Raw genomic sequence first — 18,220 nt, forward strand, 5'->3', positions numbered from 1 at the left:
GACGAGTCACCATGGCTTATCAATACGAGTATTTTAGTGAACGTCGGATGGTACTGATTAACCCTTTACTGAATAAAGGCGGGCATATGTACTACGGTTTTGATATGGGTGGTACCAAAATCGAGTTGGGCATATTTGATGCGGATTTACAGCGTATTTGGCATAAACGTGTAGCCACCCCGAAACAGGATTACTCGCAATTATTACAGGTTTTCACTGAACTCACTCATGAAGCCGATGTATTTTGCGGTACGCAGGGGAGCGTCGGTATCGGTATCCCCGGATTACCCAACGATGACGGCACATTATTTACCGCCAATGTGCCTGCCGCGATGGGCAAACCCTTGCAGGCAGACCTTTGCCGTATTCTTGAGCGGGAAGTCCGTATTGATAATGATGCCAATTGTTTCGCATTATCCGAGGCTTGGGATCCAGAGTTTCAAGCTTATCCTAGTGTTCTAGGGATTATTCTGGGTACCGGCGTCGGTGGTGGCATTATTCTTAACGGTCAGGTGGTCACGGGACGTAATCATATTGCCGGTGAATTTGGTCACTTTCGTTTACCGCTGGATACGCTCGATGTTTTGGGGGCAGATATTCCACGCGTCACTTGTGGTTGTGGCCAACGGGGCTGTATCGAAAATTACATCTCTGGCCGCGGATTTGAATGGATGTATGCCCACTTTTACGGCCATGCGTTACCTGCCGCGCAAATTATTGAGTATTATTATGCTGGAAATGTGCAAGCTATCGAGCATGTAGAGCGTTTTATGGCGGTTTTAGCTATTTGTCTGGGTAACTTACTGACTATTCTCGATCCGCATCTGGTGGTCATTGGTGGCGGATTGTCGAATTTTGAACATCTCTATCAGGAACTTGAGCAACGTTTACCTGCACATTTACTTCCCGTCGCGCGTTTGCCACGGATTGAAAAAGCTCGCTATGGGGATGCAGGTGGCGTGCGTGGAGCGGCATTCTTGCACCTTTCTGACAGAAACCCATTATAAATAAAGTAAAAAGAGGCAAAAGGTTATGCGCATTCGTCATCGGCTGTGTCGCTTTCGTAAGAATAAACATTTGCGACATCAACGTTTTCGCTCCCGTATTTTTCATCGGGACAATACTGCCACTACAGACATGAAGAAGCCTTTTGTGGTCGTTCTGACTGGTGCGGGTATTTCTGCCGAATCGGGTATCCGCACTTTCCGCGCCGCCGACGGCCTGTGGGAGGAGCATAAAGTCGAAGATGTGGCCACGCCGGAAGGCTACCTCCGCGATCCGGGGCTGGTACAGGCATTTTACAATGCGCGCCGCCGTCAATTACAGCAGCCTGATGTGCAACCAAACGCCGCGCATTTTGCACTGGCGGATCTGGAAGCGGTATTGGGCGATAACTTCCTGCTGGTGACACAGAATATTGATAACCTGCATGAACAGGCGGGTAGCAAGCGGGTGATTCATATGCACGGTGAATTGCTTAAAGTACGTTGTACCCAATCGGGACAGGTGCTGGATTGGCTGGGTGATCTTAGCGCGGATGAGCGTTGCCACTGCTGTCAGTTTCCTTCGCCGCTGCGCCCACACATTGTCTGGTTTGGTGAAATGCCGATGGGTATGGATGATATCTATCAGGCGCTGGCTGAAGCTGATTTCTTTATCTCAATCGGGACTTCGGGCCATGTTTATCCGGCGGCCGGATTTGTCCATGAATCTGCGCTGCACGGCGCCCATACCGTTGAACTGAATCTGGAACCGAGCCAGGTTGAAAGCCAGTTTGATGAGAAACATTACGGTTTGGCCAGTAAGGTGGTGCCTGAGTATATTCGTGAATTCCTGACGACGCGTGGCGAGAATCGTCAGGGAGAATAATTCACCTACCGTTTTCTTTTCTCGGCAGGGGCATCATTATGATGCCTCGCGTCATTTTATGTCAGCGGGTTATTATTCCGGCTTAAGTTTATTTAAAACTGACCTGACGCAATATTTGATCGTGATCACTTCCCCATAATGATATCCATCATTCTAAGGGTGGGAACCATGGACAAATTACTCGATCGCTTTTTTAACTATGTCTCTTTCGATACACAATCAAAAGCTAAGGTAAAATCCGTGCCGAGCACCGATGGGCAACGCAAGTTGGTTATGGCGTTGCAACAAGAGTTGCTGGCGCTGGGTTTGGATCAAGTCACTTTAAGCGAACACGGTTGTGTGATGGCAACGCTACCCGCTAATGTCGCCTGGGAAGTGCCGACCATTGGTTTTATTGCTCATCTGGATACTGCGCCCGATTTTAGCGGTAAAAACGTTAACCCGCAGATTGTCGAAAATTATCGTGGCGGTGATATTGCGTTGGGAATGGGCGATGAGATTCTGTCGCCAGTGATGTTCCCAGTATTGCACCAACTGTTGGGGCACACGCTGATTACCACCGATGGTAAAACGTTACTTGGTGCCGATGATAAAGCCGGTATTGCCGAGATCATCACGGCGATGGTTCGACTCAAGCAAAAAAATACTCCCCACGGTACTATTCGTGTGGCCTTTACGCCGGATGAAGAGATTGGTAAAGGTTCACAGTTCTTTGATGTGAAAGCATTTAATGCTGATTGGGCTTATACCGTTGATGGCGGCGCTGTTGGCGAGCTGGAGTATGAAAACTTTAATGCAGCTTCAGTGACGATCAAAATCGTTGGGAATAATGTGCATCCCGGCAACGCCAAAGGCGTGATGGTCAATGCCTTGGCGTTAGCGACGCGTTACCATCAATCACTTCCGGTAGAAGAAGCTCCAGAACACACCGAGGGTTATGAAGGTTTCTACCATTTGCAGAGCATCAAGGGTACGGTAGAGCGCGCTGAAATGAGTTACCTAGTGCGTGACTTTAGTCGGGAAGGGTTTGAAGCACGCAAAAAATACATGGTGGATATCGCCAAACAGGTCGGAAAAGGCCTACATCGTGATTGCTATATCGAAATCATTATTGATGACAGTTATTACAATATGCGAGAGCATATTGTAAAACATCCTCATATCATCGAACTGGCCGAACAGGCGATGCGGGATTGTGATATTGAACCGATCATGAAACCGATTCGTGGTGGCACTGATGGTGCTCAACTGTCGTTCCGTGGGTTGCCTTGCCCTAATATCTTTACCGGTGGTTATAACTTCCACGGGAAACATGAGTTTATTACGTTGGAAGGTATGGAACAGGCGGTTGCGGTGATTATGCGCCTCGCTGAACTCACGGCATTACGTGCGAAGCAACGGCCGCTACAGGTTGAGAAGGGCGCAATGGCTATCCGCTAACCTTAGTGGCTATTCGAACAAGGCTTCAACAAAAAAACGCCCCTAAGGTAAAACCAAAGGGGCGTAGTTATTTCTATATCAGATGCGGCGGCGATTAATCACGGAAATACCAATAACCGCTGTTGACCAACTCAGTCAGCATCGCGAGGAAGGAAGGATCGTCCAGAGCATCACCAAACATCTCGGCATTTACGCTGTAATGCTGACATAAAGCATCAGCGGCCAGCAGATGCGGCGTATCAATCAATTCACCATTGGCATAGCAACGGTCACCCACGCGGATAACCCGCAGGCCACTCAAGCGGACCAAATCTTCACCTTGATTGAGTACCTCGTAAATCTCACCTGCTTGATACGGCGGTTCCGGCGGAGAAATATCCAGCTCATGGCGGGATTGAGAAACAAACTCACCAAACCAACTCTGGAAATGTTCAGGTTGTTGGAACAGCTCCAGCATCATCTGGCGTAGCGCATCCATTTCTTCAGGCAGCACGTCAGCAGGGCGATCGCGTAGTTTCAGATCAGGATCGCTGTAACGCTTACTGCCCAATTCTCGAGCTAAAACGTAATCGGCAAAGCCACTGACTAATTCCCGACTATTGGGCGCACGGAAACCGACGGAATAGTTCAGTGCATTTTCCAGTGCATAGCCTTCATGAGGGAAGCCCGGCGGAATATACAGAATATCGCCTGGTTCCATTTCTTCATCAATGATGGCATCAAATGGCCCAACTTGTAGCAGATTAGGATGTGGACAGTGTTGCTTCATGGGCACCTTTTCGCCCACACGCCATTGGCGGCGACCACTTCCCTGAATGATAAAGACATCATACTGATCCAAGTGTGGTCCAACGCCACCGCCAGGAACCGAATAGGAGATCATCAAATCATCCATCCGCCAGTCAGATAATGCTCGGAAAGGACGCATCAGTGCTGCGGATGGTTCATGCCAGTGATCAACGGCCTGAACCAGCAAGGACCAATTGGTTTCCCCCAAGTGATCGTAGCTTTCGAAAGGCCCGTGCCCCACTTGCCAGCGGCCATCCTGATGGCTGACTAAACGACTGTCGACTTCACTTTCCATTGCCAACCCGGCTAATTCATCGGGGGAAATTGGATCGATAAAGTTTTTGAAGCCACGCTTCAGAATTACCGGGCGTTTCTGCCAATAACGTTGCAGGAAGTCTTGCCAATCCAGATCGAGTTGATAGTCCATTTTTTATTCCAGGGATTGAGTGAGCTTGCGAATGATTATAACGGATGGCGCAAGTCAGTATCAGGGGCTGAGTGGCAAATATTAGCGCTGATATTATCGCGTGCTGATAATGTGGGTGTTTTTTAATCATGCCATGATCATTGGCTGACGGTGTTTTGGTCAACAGGTTAATAACGTCGGTTATTCATCGTGATGGTCTTGCTGTCGGCCAAAGGTCACTAACATTTTCGCTCCGCCGAGGGGGCTTTCGGTGACGGAAATTCGCCCTTGATATTGTTCAATAATTTCGGCTGCGACGGACAAACCCAAGCCCTGACCGGGGCGTAAAGTGTCTACTCGCTGACCGCGTTTGAAAATCATTTCACGCTTGCTTTCCGGAATGCCGGGACCATCATCATCCACCACAATGGTTAACTCTTTTTCCGAATACAGGGCTGTAATCTCGACGAACTCGAGACAATATTTACAGGCATTCTCCAGCACATTGCCCATGACTTCCATAAAGTCATTTTTCTCCCCCATAAAGGTCACTTCAGGAGAGATATCTAACGTCAGCACGACCCCTTTACGTTGGTAAACCTTATTGAGCGCACTGCATAAACTGTCCAGCAATGCGGTAACTGAATGGATTTCCCGCGCTAATACACTGTGTTCCGAGCGCATACTGGCTCGATGTAGGTAGTAGCCAATTTGCTGAGAAATTCGGCTAATTTGCTCCAGCATGATCGGCTCTACTTCTTCAATAGTCGTTTGCTTTCCTGAGCGCAAAGAGCGTAGCGTCGTTTGCAACACGGCCAGCGGCGTTTTCAGGCTATGAGTAAGGTCGGACAGAGTCGTGCGATATTTGGTATAGCGCTGACGTTCGTTGGTCAGTAGAATATTCAGGTTACGCACCAGACTGAGTAGTTCTCTTGGCGGGTTTTCATCAAGTTGCTCGCGTTCACCTTTTTCCAATTGACTGATCTGACTGACCAAGGCTTTGATTGGCCGTAAACTCCAATAGGCCGCCAGCCATAGCAGTGGTACCACTAGCAGCAGGTTAGCCAATAGTACATAGCTAAACCAGTTCCAAACCAAATCAGAGCGCTGCAACTCTTGCGGGATGGTATCCACTACGACAATGGTGAGTTCAGGCAGGCGGTTGGTGGCATGATATCTATTCACGGAAACTGAATGTGTCAGTGCGCTGCTGTCAGTATCATCATATTTTTTCAGCTTATCTTGCGCTTCAGGGTTATCCCCCAGCATCGCGCTACTGATTTCAGTCCCGGTATCCAGCTCATAGAAGCCGGGTTTACTAAGCCAGCTTTTTTCAATATGAGACTCCAACTCTGGAACATGTCGCTGTCGCCACAGCAGATTGCCATTGTGATCATAAATCAGCACCAATGTTGGGACATTCAGCTCCAGCTCGGGGGGAATGGTGATGCTGAGTTTATTGTCATGCCACTGAGCCAAGCTAAAGAATAGGTTACTTTCCCCACGATGGACACGGAAGGTATTCTTGTCAAAACTGACGATATAACCGACAACTGCGACCATACCATAGGACAGTGACAGTGCTAGAATGACACCTGCTGTCGCCATCAGAAAGCGGGCGCGTAGGGAGAAGGGTTTACTGTTCTTTTTAAACATGGTGTTTAGCTGGCATCAAATCGGTAGCCTTGGCCACGGATAGTGGTGATGACATCTTTATCATGTTCTACCTGAAGTTTTTTGCGCAAGCGACCCATTAAGACGTCAATGGTATGGCTTTCCCGCAATTCTGCATCGGGATAGAGTTGTAACATCAAGGTATCTTTACTGACCACTTTACCGGCGTTACGAATCAGAGTTTCGATAATGGTGTATTCAAATGCGGTCAGTTTGATTTGCTGTTGATTGACGCACAGTTCGCGGCGCGACAGATCAATCATGAACGGCTGAAACTCGATGATTTGCGATGCCAGGCCGCTATTACGACGCATCAATGCCTGCATACGGGCAATCACCTCTTCCAGATGAAAAGGCTTGGTAACATAATCATCGGCACCGGCCTCGAGTACCGCCACTTTATCTTGCCAGCTTTCACGGGCAGTCAGCACCAAAATAGGCAGTTTGGCTTGATGATTACGCCAACGTCGAATTAGGCTTAGCCCATCTTCACCGGGTAAACCCAAATCGATGATGGCGATATCGGGTGCATGTTCCTGTAAAAAGTAGTCAGCTTCTTTGGCATCTTCCGCCGCATCGACCTGATGGCCCATCTCGCGCATTTGAACTGAAAGGTGGTGACGCAGCAGAGCATTATCTTCTACGACTAAAACACGCATACCCAATTCCTCAAAAAGCGTGAACCGGGTAAAGTATTACCCGGTAAAATAAGGGCGAAATTAATCGCTTAGAAATTATAGCGCAAGCCAGCCTGGCCGATTTGATCGTTAACTTTCCAGTTATGGTAGATATAACCCACTTCAGCTGCAAGATTTTGTGTCAGTGCATAGTCCGCAGACAGACGACCTTCGTGGTACATTTTGTTGTCATATTCGGCAAGACGGTAAGCCGCGCCGATTCCGACGTCTTCAGATAACTTGGTTTTGATACCAATTTCACCGGTAGCGCTATTATATGCTTCCGTTTTATCGCTACTTTTCTTCACATCATAGGTCATGGCATGGCGACTGGCACCAGCCAGCATATACATATCTGCATCAGACGACAGAGCGAAATGGTAACCGAGGCCTAAAACACCTTCACCCAGGCCACGATCATTATCAGCGATGGCATTAAGACGGGCGGTCAGGAAAAGGTTATTTTCAAAGCCATAACCGCCGTTTAAATAAAAACCGTGCATGTTATTGCTGCCAATATGACTGGTATCAGATTTATTAAATTGTTTATCGAAACTTTGTTTGTTATCAATGACACCGAACTGATAGCCACCACTGATAAAGGTATAATCTTCTGCGATAGCCAGAGTACTGGTACTGAAAAGTGCCACTGCGATCAACGATTTCTTAAACATAACTGCTCCTATTGGTTTTGGTTTCCTTGTTTAACGCAGATAATTATCAAGGCACATGATTAAACGCGGGTTCAACAAGGCAGGAGAGTAAGTAAATGAAAGGTAAACGGGGCTGGGCAGGTGAAAGGCAGGCGGAAAAATACCGCCTGCGGATAATGCTTATTTCAGTTCGTCGACCATAGTGATGGCACGGCCAATATAATTTGCCGGTGTCATGGCTTTCAGGCGTACTTTTTCTTGTTCCGGCAGCGCTAATCCATCGATAAAGGCTTGCATGCCAGCGGCATCAACGCGTTTGCCGCGAGTCAATTCTTTCAGCTTTTCATACGGTTTTTCAATGCCATAACGACGCATCACAGTTTGGATCGGTTCAGCCAGAACTTCCCAGTTATGATCCAGTTCGTCCCGCAAATGCGCTTCATTCACTTCCAGCTTGCTGATGCCTTTCATGGTGGACTGGTAGGCGATCAATGCATAGCCCAGACCGACACCGAGGTTACGCAGCACGGTGGAGTCGGTGAGATCGCGCTGCCAGCGGGAAACCGGCAGCTTGGCGGCCAGATGTCCCAATACGGCATTAGATAAACCGAGGTTACCTTCGGAGTTTTCGAAGTCAATCGGGTTAACTTTATGTGGCATGGTGGAAGAACCGATCTCGCCAGCAATGGTTTTTTGCTTGAAGTGGTTCAGTGCGATGTAACCCCAAATATCACGGTCGAAATCGATTAAAATGGTGTTAAAACGCGCCACGCAATCGAACAGTTCTGCAATATAGTCGTGCGGCTCGATCTGAGTGGTGTACGGGTTCCAGTTGATACCCAATCCAGTCACAAAGCTCTCACTGAACTGATGCCAGTCAACTTCTGGATAAGCCACCATGTGAGCGTTGTAGTTACCGACAGCACCGTTGACTTTCCCCAGAATTTCTACCTGGGACAATTGGCGATACTGGCGTTCCATGCGATAGGCCACGTTAGCCATTTCTTTACCGACGGTGGACGGCGTCGCTGGTTGACCGTGAGTGCGAGACAGCAGCGGCAAATCGCGATACTGATGGGCGAGCGCTTTAATGGCATCAATCAGTTGACGCCAAAACGGCAAGATCACGTCCTGACGAGCCGTTTGCAGCATCAGGGCATGCGACAGGTTATTAATATCTTCTGAAGTACAGGCAAAATGGATGAATTCAGACACGGCGTGTAGCGCCGGGATGCTTGCCACTTTTTCTTTCAGGAAGTATTCAACGGCTTTGACATCGTGGTTGGTGGTGCGCTCAATGGTCTTAATGCGCAGGGCATCTTGTTCATTGAAATCTGCCACGATCTTGTCAAGGTAAGCGTTTGCGTTGGCATCAAAAGCGGGAACTTCTTTAATTTCTGCGCAGGCTGCCAGTTTTTGCAGCCAACGTACTTCGACCTGCACGCGAAATTTCAGCAAACCAAATTCGCTGAAGATAGCGCGCAGTGCGCTGACTTTATCGCCGTAGCGTCCATCAATCGGGGATACGGCGGTCAGTGAGGATAATTCCATCGGTAGCAACTCCTGGGATCAAATTTTAACAATGAGCGAGAATACTCTGTGCCTGCTTAAACAGACGATTACGGGAAAACATAAGTTGTAGACGGCTTCCGCCAACCTGCTGCCAGAGCACAGTGGCACGGATGCCAGCTAACAGTGCCGCGCGAACCTTAGCCTGTACTAACGTGCTTTGTAGCATAGTGGGGTTGCCAGTAACCTGAATCCGTGGGCCGAGCGGACTAATAACATCAACATAAATTGATGCCAACGCACTCATCATGGTTTCTGATTCAAGGTCGAAATGTGCGAGCTGGCGATCCAACTGACTAATCCGCTCACCCAGCATATTCATCGCAGATTTTTTGGCATTGAGCTTACGTTCCAGCACCATTAGACTGAGGACGTAGCGGGTCAACTCGGCGCTCGATCCTTGACGATTGGCGTTCAACACCACTTGCAGGGTTTCCAACCCCATAGTGAGGCGCTTCTCCTCCCCACCGAAAACCGCCAGAGTCGAGTCTGGATTGGTCAATAACACACTATTGAGGGACGTATGCAACACGGAGTTGTCACACTGTCCCTCATGGGCCAATTGTTGAACCAAACGGGCAGATTGGCAGATTCCTGCCAGCGCCAGCGTGATGTCATAATAATTCTTTGCCACGGTCACTCCTGTAGAGTTTCTTATTATGCCGTTTCGCTTAATGGATGGCGCGATTCGATAATCCCACCACCGAGGCACACTTCACCTTGATAAAACACGGCTGACTGGCCGGGAGTCACTGCTGCAACCGGCTGGTCAAAGCACACATCAATGCGCTCATCATCCAGTGGTGTCACCGTGCAGGGAATATCCTGCTGACGGTAACGCGTTTTCACCACGCAGCGAAACGGTGCGATAACCGTTTGGCGATCGACCCAATGTAGCTGTTGGGCGATCAGCCCGGTAGACATCAAACGCGGGTGTTCATGACCTTGCGCCACCACCAGGACGTTGTTGGCGACGTCTTTATCCACCACATACCACGGGTCATCGCCACCTTCTTTGGTGCCACCGATGCCCAGACCTTTACGCTGGCCGAGAGTGTGATACATCAACCCTTGATGTTCTCCAAGGTATTGGCCATCGACTGACAGAATCTGGCCGGGTTGAGCTGGCAGATAACGAGCCAGGAAATCACGGAATTTACGCTCGCCAATAAAACAGATACCGGTGGAGTCTTTTTTCTTCGCGGTCACCAGATCCAAGGTTTCTGCAATGCGACGAACTTCCGGTTTCTCAAGCTCGCCAACGGGGAATAGACTTTGCGCCAACTGATCGTGACCAAGAGTATACAAGAAATAGCTCTGATCTTTATTGCTGTCCAGACCACGTAGTAGCTGGCTTTTGCCATTGACATCATGGCGGCGCACGTAATGGCCGGTAGCAATATAATCGGCACCGAGATCTTCAGCGGCGAATTCCAGAAAGGCCTTAAATTTGATTTCTTTGTTGCACAGAATATCCGGATTTGGCGTTCGACCCGCTTTGTACTCTTCAAGGAAGAGTTCAAAAACGTTATCCCAGTATTCTGCGGCGAAATTGACGGTGTGTAACTCCATGCCCAGCTTATCGCACACTGCCTGAGCATCGGCCAAATCGGTCGCTGCGGAGCAATATTCTTCATTATCGTCTTCTTCCCAGTTCTTCATGAACAGGCCAGCAACCTGGTAACCCTGTTGTTGGAGCAGGTAAGCGGAAACGGAAGAATCGACGCCGCCGGACATACCGACGATTACTTTTTTCTGGCTGTTATCTGACATGGAAGTCTCACTAACATAACGCCGGCGTGCTGAAAACGGGTCATCCGCATCGCATTGCGCGGCAAACAAAGCATGATAAAATCAAGCGCCGGATTTTATCACGTTGCCCGTCGGGGCGCACCGCAGAATCAATGCTTCAGCCAAATTACCTGAATTAACCCGTCGCGCTGACTAATACGAGCCACTAAAAGTGCCGATGATAGCCAAAGGATAACGCTGTGGCTGCTGGTAACAGCGGAGACTCTCTGCGACTAACGGTGAGCGCAAATTAGTCGCCTGCAAAATCTCATCGGCGGTTAACCACAGGCAGCGATCAATATCGCTATCATGAGGCTGAGTTGGTAATTCTCTCGGTAAATCAATAACAAAAGCAAAACGCAGAAAAGGAGTGTTATCCGGTGCTCGCCATTGATGCATACGTAGAAATGATTGTGGCACGGCGCGGATACCGGTTTCCTCCCACAGCTCGCGTTCAGCTGCCTGTAGTAAGGTTTCGTTTGCTTCCAAGTGGCCGGCGGGCTGATTCCATAGCGCTTTACCATTAATGGTTTCTTCGACGATAAGGAACTTGCCTTGAGCATGTACCACGCAAGCGACGGTCACATGAGGTTTAAACATCGCTGATCTCCTTCCATTCTCCAGGTTGTAAATTCCCTAGAGTGAGATTCCCCATACTAAAACGGATCAGGCGCAGGGTCGGAAAACCAATGTGTGCGGTCATTCTGCGCACTTGTCGATTGCGGCCTTCATAAAGCGTCATTTTCAACCAATGGGTCGGGATGGATTTGCGCTCCCGAATCGGTGGATTACGTGGCCAAAGCCATTCAGGTTGCTCCACTTTTTCAGCATCGGCTGGCAGTGTTGGGCCATCTTTCAGTATGACGCCCTGACGCAGATGACGTAGCGCCTCTTCGTCCGGCTCACCTTCGACCTGCACATAATAGACTTTAGCGGTTTTTTGCCCCGGCTGGGTCAATCTGGCTTGTAGTTTCCCATCGTTGGTTAACACCAGTAAACCTTCACTATCACGATCGAGCCGCCCGGCGGCGTAAACATCATTAAAAGGAACCAATCCCTTCAATGTTGCCCGTCCAGCCTCGTCGGTAAACTGTGGTAATACATCAAAAGGCTTATTCAGTAACACAATGCGGCGAGGGCCTTTCACTGGCGCTATTTTCGTCTGCGCTTTGGAGCTGAATCGGTTAACTTTGTGATTTTTAACAGAGATTTTATTCATGATTATTGCGCTTCCATTTGATTAGCGCATTATACATCAATCCGTTTTGGATTGGCGTGAAACGAATATTCAAGTACTATTGACACGATTCTTACAAGGCATTAACAAAAATTACGCTGAAGGAGAGGTTGATGGAAAGCAAAGTAGTTGTTCCGGCAGAAGGTAAAAAAATTACGGTCGACGCTCAGGGTAAATTAGTGATTCCTAATAACCCAATCATTCCGTTCATTGAAGGCGACGGCATCGGCGTTGACGTGACTCCTGCTATGATCAACGTAGTGGATGCAGCGGTGAAGAAGGCCTATAACGGCGAGCGTAAAATCTCCTGGATGGAAATTTACACCGGTGAGAAGTCTACCCAGGTGTACGGTAAAGATGTTTGGTTGCCAGAAGAAACACTGGATCTGATTCGCGATTATCGCGTTGCCATTAAAGGCCCGTTGACCACGCCTGTTGGCGGCGGTATTCGTTCTCTGAACGTGGCCTTGCGTCAACAGCTTGACCTGTATATTTGCCTGCGTCCGGTACGTTATTACGAAGGTACGCCAAGTCCGGTAAAACATCCGGAGCTGACTAACATGGTGATCTTCCGTGAAAATGCCGAAGATATTTATGCCGGTATCGAATGGAAAGCGGGTTCACCAGAAGCTGAGAAAGTGATTAGGTTCCTGCGTGAAGAAATGGGCGTTAAGAAAATCCGCTTCCCTGAGCAATGTGGTATCGGCGTGAAGCCGTGCTCGGAAGAAGGGACTAAACGCTTGGTACGCGCGGCAATTGAGTATGCGATTACCAATAATCGTGAATCAGTAACCTTGGTTCATAAAGGCAACATTATGAAGTTCACCGAAGGCGCGTTCAAAGACTGGGGTTACCAGTTAGCGCGTGAGGAATTTGGTGGTGAGCTGATTGACGGTGGCCCATGGGTCAAGATTAAAAACCCAAATAATGGCAAAGAAATTATCATTAAAGACGTGATTGCCGATGCGTTCCTACAACAGATTCTGCTGCGTCCAGCTGAATATGATGTGATTGCCTGTATGAACCTGAACGGCGACTATATCTCTGACGCTCTGGCGGCACAGGTTGGCGGTATCGGTATTGCTCCGGGAGCCAATATTGGTGACGAATGCGCATTATTTGAAGCGACACATGGCACGGCACCTAAATATGCTGGTCAGGATAAAGTGAACCCAGGTTCTATTATTCTGTCCGCTGAAATGATGCTGCGTCATATGGGCTGGACTGAAGCCGCTGATTTAATCATTAAAGGCACTGAAGGCGCGATTCAGGCCAAGACTGTAACTTACGACTTCGAACGTTTGATGGAAGGCGCTAAGTTACTGAAATGTTCAGAGTTTGGTAACGCTATTATTAAGCATATGTGATATTGATAGTTTGATAAAACTTCACGGGGGCTTATGCTTCCGTGGGTTTTTCAACTAGTTAACATTTCTTCTGCAAAACCCTTCTGCAAAACTGTACAAAAAACAACCCCAATTAAACAGCGAACACCAGCCATTCTTTACCCCGATCATCATGATATTTATCAGTCGTGGCCTGATGTTTATCGCTCGGGCAAATTTTGGTATTGACGGACGAATCAAATGAATAAACTTGATTGAAGACAACAGTATTATTCGGCTTATATACCGCTATTCTTGGACATAAAAGCGGCACCAAAACACACAGATATGCTTCTGATAAAGTAGTGAAATCCAAGATATCCGAATAGGTTTTTTATACTCATATTTTTACATAAAATTAGAAATAGGTGCTATTGGCGATTGAAGCGTGATAGTGGCGATGAGGAGACAGATAAAATACGAGGGTAGATGCTAAATAACCATGAATGACGCAGATTTTATTAAATGCTACAGAAGCCGTACTTGCACAAACGAATGTACTTCTGTAACATTTTTATTTGTTATAACTACTTTTTCCCTGGTGTTGGCTAATATTGCCCCTGGCTACAGTGTAGTCAGGTTTTTTTATCGTCCAACAGATGCGACTGATTATACAGATGTAATCGTGATACGATAGCTGTACTAAGGTGTGATGGTTTACTGTACTTTAAGACAGGAATACTTTGAAAAATCAAAAGGGAAGCAGTTTAAGCTTTGGGAGAAGGAGAATGTTTTCAACGATCAAAAATGATGAGCAGATAATAGAAACAATACGTGATTATATCGATAGAAAACTGGAGCGCTACGACAGTCCCAGATATACCTATATGGTGATCGACAAAAAGAATCCTGTGGATGTCTTTATTGTAACGAGTTATCCAGACGAGTGGGCTGATATCTATACTAGCCAAAATTACCAACATATCGACCCCATTGTACTTACCGCGTTCAAGCGAATTTCACCCTTCGCGTGGGATGAAAATATCACCATCCTTTCCGATCTTAAATCATCAAAGATTTTTGCGCTTTCCAAAAAATACAACATTGTTAACGGATTCACTTTTGTTCTTCATGATCATATGAATAATCTGGCCATGTTATCGTTGATTATGGACAATAATGCAGATAAAGGGCTGAATAGTCGGATTGAGAGTGATAAAGACAGGTTACAAATGAACCTGATCAAGATTCACGAAAAAATGCTGATGCTGGAACAAAATAAACTCGGTGTCTCGAATGGAAAAAATACTGATACATCAGGCAAAGGGATTTTATCCCCGAGAGAAAATGAAGTGCTCCACTGGGCAAGTATGGGTAAAACTTATCCGGAAATTGCTCTGATTGCTGGCATTACTACCCGAACGGTTAAACATCACATGGGTAATGTGGTGAAAAAGCTGGGAGTAATTAACGCCCGCCAGGCAATCAGACTGGGTGTCGAACTGGAGTTGATTAAACCAGTTCTGGTATAACGGGCAGCGAAATGGGCCAAGCCAGCAATGCTGAATCAGAACCCTGTAGAACCTGATTAACCTGCGATGCCAACAGAGCCTGGTTGTGTTTATCAACCGGAAGACGGAGCAGGTAGATACGTTCTTTTTCGCTAACAAAAGCTTCTTTAATGACGTCAAATTGCCAACCGGAACGCTTTAGTATTGTTAGCATGGCACGGCTAACAATAGTATAAATGCCGGTATGCTTGTGATGTCGGGTATAATTGATCACCGCAAGAAATAATACATAACTGATGGGATAGCGGTTACCTAACAGTGTTTTTGCCCCAGATTTATCAACAAAGAAACGACTCGATTCGATATAGTTACCTTCCGGTAATATTATATCGTCGAACTGAGCGTTAAAGGTATGAGTGATCATATTAGGTCGGTGAAGTTCAATAAAACGAACACTGCAAATAAGCTGATTTCCATAAATTCCGAGTAGGTATCGTGTGTTAGGATTATCGTACTCATCAAACTCCATGTCATTACTACAGTTCACTGCCCATTGAAGCCGATCTTTAAACGTTTTCTTTCTTAACCTGTAAAGATCATCAGACCTCATATCCATTAATTCTTCATAACTGACATCGAAAATTTCTAACATTTATTTTTCCCAATAATTAATACTACTGGCATTTAACATATATGCTTGAATTTTATCATTCAAAAAGCGGATTGTCTCGCTTAGAAATCCTTGAATGTTCATTTCTATTTACTTGATAAGACATATGCGTAGTACTCATCATAAATTATATTTATGCGAGCTATATAGTGCAATAAATTATAAATGATATTTTTTAACTACAAAAGACAATGGCGTTGATTAATAACTAATCAAAAATAATATTTTCATGCATTCTTTAAAATAATCTAATAAATAAATTACTATCAAGACAAGAATGCATAGATATGATTATAAAACGATACTTTTTTCCTAAAGAGAGGATAGCCAGTAGTGACTAGCGCTTTTCTAGAGATAAAAAAAGTGAAGTAATAAGCAATTGTATTTAAGTGACTTTTTTTGTCTCTGGCTCCGCCTGGCTAGGGAATGGCTTTATTACTGAACTTGCGCCAATGTAGAATGTGAATATTTTTAGCAGAGAATGTCGACTGTGAGAAATCGATAGGGTTAACACATAACATACTCTCATTAAGAATGAGAATACTATTTTCGCAAGCTTAATTTTATGCGTTTATGCTATGAAATGTTTGCCAATGATATAGGTATGGTTTAGCCCTGTGTCATTCTACTTTGCTGTCGTTGGCCAGGTTTATCATGAGTAACGGTGTTTGTTTGAATAAACGTTTAATCCATTGTGATAATAATCGCAGAGTGAATTCTGTGGAGGTGCAACTGGCGTCACAGCACGATAAAACTACCGAATAAGTCCGCTGATAGGCGGAGTGCGGTTTTATGATATCTGACATGGACAACAAGGAGAGTAGGTTATCTGATAGCGACACCTCACGGAACGGGAGATTATTTTAGCGAGGAAAGGCCGTCTAAATAGAAATTAACAGCCTCTCCCAAATTCAGTGCTGATTAGTTTTTAAAGCAACTCGCCATTACTGGCAATCACCTTTCTATACCAGTCAAAACTTAATTTACGTGAGCGAGCCATTGTACCAGTGCCATCATCGTTTTTGTCAACATAGATAAAACCGTAGCGCTTGCTGTATTCACCGGTAGTGAATGACACACAATCAATACAACCCCAAGGGGTATATCCCATTAAGTCAACACCGTCTTCAAATACTGCTTTCTTCATTTGCTCAATATGAGCTTTGAGATAAGCAATACGGTAATCGTCATGAACTATGCCATCTGCCGCTACTTTATCAATGGCACCGAAACCATTTTCAACAATAAACAACGGTTTTTGGTAACGCTCATATAATAGGCTAAGTGAATAGCGCAAACCCACAGGATCAATTTGCCAACCCCAATCAGAAGCTTTTACATGTGGATTGGGTACGCTGCCGGCAAAACCGGAAAGCGAATGACCATTACCCGGATTGGTGGCGGATATCGCATTACTCATATAATAACTGAGTCCCATATAATCGGCACAGCCATCACGCAGTGTTTCAAGGTCGCCCTGCTCCATTTTAATATTAAAGCCGCGACGCTCCCATTCTTTCAATATGTATGAAGGATAATAGCCACGCATATGTACATCGCCGAACAGGAAACGTTCACGCATCGCTTCAACGGAATACATCATATCGTCTGGATGACAGGAGAACGGATACAATGGCACCATGGCGACCATACAACCAATCTGAAATTCAGGATTAATAGCGTGTCCTAACTTGACCACTTTGGCGCTGGCAACAAACTGATGATGCAGTACTTGATACAGAGTTTCTTCTGGATTTTCTTGTTTTGTGTATACGACCCCGGAGCAGCAATAACCGAACAGAGGATATTGCCAATTCCGTTGGTTATTAATTTCGTTGAACGTCATCCAGTATTTGACTTTATTTTTGTAGCGATCCATCACCACTTCACTAAATTTAACAAATAAATCAACTACCCTTCGATTTTTCCAACCACCATACATTTTGACCAAATGCCACGGCATTTCGAAGTGAGACAGGGTAATAACCGGCTCAATACCATATTTTAGCAACTCGTCAAACATGTCGTCGTAGAACTGTAAACCGGCTTCGTTGGGTTGCTGCTCATCGCCTTTCGGGAAAATACGCGTCCAGGCAATGGATGTACGGAAACACTTAAAGCCCATTTCGGCAAACAGCGCGATATCTTCTTTATAATGACTATAAAAGTCGACGGCTTCATGATTAGGATAATCATAACCCTCAAGCACGCCGTCAGTCATTATGCGGTCAACCCCGTGCGAGCCGCCGGAGAGAACATCGGCAATACTGACACCTTTTCCACCTTTGTCCCAGCCGCCTTCAACCTGATGTGCCGCTACGGCACCCCCCCACAGAAAGTCTTTCGGTAACTGTTGTTGGCTCATAAATATCTCCCTATTGCTACGGGCTATTCGGTACCCGATAAATGAAATCGATGGGCGGGAATCAAGCCCGTCGGATAAAGATGGATGAATCCTCGGTATTATCGACATATTTTAGCGGTTTAATAGTTTGTTTTTGCTGAAAATCGTCATTGCGCCTAAGCTGGGAAGGCAATAACAGTGTCTTAAACATAAACATGGAGGCGTTGCGTTTGATGCGTGTATCAACTTTAGTTTTAGCCATGAG

General features: G+C 46.4%; 17 protein-coding genes. 5 read left to right on the forward strand and 12 right to left on the reverse strand.

All coding sequences use genetic code 11. The annotated features are described in order from the left end of the window. Positions 1–86: 86 nt before the first annotated feature. The 3 genes from nagK (at position 87) to pepT (ending at position 3,309) form a co-directional block, all read left to right on the forward strand. A complete protein-coding gene (gene nagK, locus DJ39_RS09970) occupies positions 87–1,007 on the forward strand; it encodes an N-acetylglucosamine kinase (RefSeq protein WP_038241696.1) in 921 nt (306 codons plus the stop codon). Positions 1,008–1,032: 25 nt separating this feature from the next. Continuing rightward, positions 1,033–1,869, forward strand: a complete 837-nt coding sequence (gene cobB / locus DJ39_RS09975; protein WP_038241648.1) for a Sir2 family NAD+-dependent deacetylase — start codon at positions 1,033–1,035, stop codon at positions 1,867–1,869. Positions 1,870–2,037: 168 nt separating this feature from the next. Beyond that, positions 2,038–3,309, forward strand: a complete 1,272-nt coding sequence (pepT, locus tag DJ39_RS09980) for a peptidase T (RefSeq protein WP_004719037.1) — start codon at positions 2,038–2,040, stop codon at positions 3,307–3,309. Positions 3,310–3,403: 94 nt separating this feature from the next. Here pepT and DJ39_RS09985 read toward each other — a convergent pair whose 3' ends face one another. The 9 genes from DJ39_RS09985 to rluE all read right to left on the reverse strand — a co-directional run bounded on the left by DJ39_RS09985 (position 3,404) and on the right by rluE (position 12,087). After that, positions 3,404–4,525 carry a ribosomal protein uL16 3-hydroxylase gene (locus DJ39_RS09985; RefSeq protein WP_004719038.1) on the reverse strand — a complete coding sequence of 374 codons (1,122 nt, stop codon included), beginning with the start codon at positions 4,523–4,525 and terminating at the stop codon, positions 3,404–3,406. A gap of 180 nt (positions 4,526–4,705) precedes the next feature. Next, positions 4,706–6,160: a two-component system sensor histidine kinase PhoQ gene (phoQ, locus tag DJ39_RS09990; RefSeq protein ID WP_004719039.1), complete on the reverse strand. Its 1,455-nt coding sequence runs from the start codon at positions 6,158–6,160 to the stop codon at positions 4,706–4,708. Positions 6,161–6,165: 5 nt separating this feature from the next. Beyond that, positions 6,166–6,837, reverse strand: a complete 672-nt coding sequence (gene phoP / locus DJ39_RS09995) for a two-component system response regulator PhoP (RefSeq protein ID WP_004719040.1) — start codon at positions 6,835–6,837, stop codon at positions 6,166–6,168. Between the two features lie 68 nt (positions 6,838–6,905). Next, positions 6,906–7,529: an outer membrane beta-barrel protein gene (locus DJ39_RS10000; protein WP_004719041.1), complete on the reverse strand. Its 624-nt coding sequence runs from the start codon at positions 7,527–7,529 to the stop codon at positions 6,906–6,908. 159 nt (positions 7,530–7,688) lie between these two features. Then, a complete protein-coding gene (purB, locus tag DJ39_RS10005) occupies positions 7,689–9,059 on the reverse strand; it encodes an adenylosuccinate lyase (protein ID WP_004719042.1) in 1,371 nt (456 codons plus the stop codon). A 25-nt stretch (positions 9,060–9,084) separates the two neighbouring features. After that, complete coding sequence (gene hflD, locus DJ39_RS10010) at positions 9,085–9,711, reverse strand: high frequency lysogenization protein HflD (RefSeq protein WP_038251340.1); 627 nt, start codon at positions 9,709–9,711, stop codon at positions 9,085–9,087. Between the two features lie 23 nt (positions 9,712–9,734). Next, positions 9,735–10,850: a tRNA 2-thiouridine(34) synthase MnmA gene (gene mnmA, locus DJ39_RS10015; protein WP_004719044.1), complete on the reverse strand. Its 1,116-nt coding sequence runs from the start codon at positions 10,848–10,850 to the stop codon at positions 9,735–9,737. A 171-nt stretch (positions 10,851–11,021) separates the two neighbouring features. Beyond that, on the reverse strand, positions 11,022–11,468 hold the full coding sequence (locus DJ39_RS10020; RefSeq protein WP_038241663.1) for an NUDIX hydrolase: 447 nt from the start codon (positions 11,466–11,468) through the stop codon (positions 11,022–11,024). Beyond that, the gene (rluE, locus tag DJ39_RS10025; RefSeq protein ID WP_004719047.1) at positions 11,461–12,087 is read right to left on the reverse strand and encodes a 23S rRNA pseudouridine(2457) synthase RluE; all 627 of its coding nucleotides are present in this window, start codon (positions 12,085–12,087) and stop codon (positions 11,461–11,463) included. Before rluE ends, DJ39_RS10020 begins: the two co-directional genes overlap by 8 nt. A gap of 131 nt (positions 12,088–12,218) precedes the next feature. Here rluE and icd point away from each other — a divergent pair, with 131 nt between their 5' ends. Then, positions 12,219–13,472: an NADP-dependent isocitrate dehydrogenase gene (gene icd, locus DJ39_RS10030; RefSeq protein WP_004719048.1), complete on the forward strand. Its 1,254-nt coding sequence runs from the start codon at positions 12,219–12,221 to the stop codon at positions 13,470–13,472. 746 nt (positions 13,473–14,218) lie between these two features. Further along, positions 14,219–14,962 (forward strand): LuxR family transcriptional regulator, encoded by a 744-nt coding sequence (locus tag DJ39_RS10035; RefSeq protein WP_004719049.1) that lies wholly within the window; start codon positions 14,219–14,221, stop codon positions 14,960–14,962. On the opposite strand, the gene DJ39_RS10040 is transcribed toward DJ39_RS10035, so the two are convergent. From DJ39_RS10040 to DJ39_RS18115, 3 genes are all read right to left on the reverse strand, one after another. Then, complete coding sequence (locus DJ39_RS10040; RefSeq protein WP_038245616.1) at positions 14,943–15,593, reverse strand: acyl-homoserine-lactone synthase; 651 nt, start codon at positions 15,591–15,593, stop codon at positions 14,943–14,945. The genes DJ39_RS10035 and DJ39_RS10040 overlap by 20 nt on opposite strands. A 946-nt stretch (positions 15,594–16,539) precedes the next feature. Continuing rightward, positions 16,540–17,976 (reverse strand): 6-phospho-beta-glucosidase, encoded by a 1,437-nt coding sequence (locus DJ39_RS10045; RefSeq protein ID WP_004719050.1) that lies wholly within the window; start codon positions 17,974–17,976, stop codon positions 16,540–16,542. Positions 17,977–18,037: 61 nt separating this feature from the next. Further along, on the reverse strand, positions 18,038–18,217 hold the full coding sequence (locus DJ39_RS18115; protein WP_004719051.1) for a hypothetical protein: 180 nt from the start codon (positions 18,215–18,217) through the stop codon (positions 18,038–18,040). Between the last annotated feature and the right edge of the window lie 3 nt (positions 18,218–18,220).

This window comes from Yersinia ruckeri ATCC 29473 (genome assembly GCF_000754815.1).
GTDB classification, from domain to species: domain Bacteria; phylum Pseudomonadota; class Gammaproteobacteria; order Enterobacterales; family Enterobacteriaceae; genus Yersinia; species Yersinia ruckeri.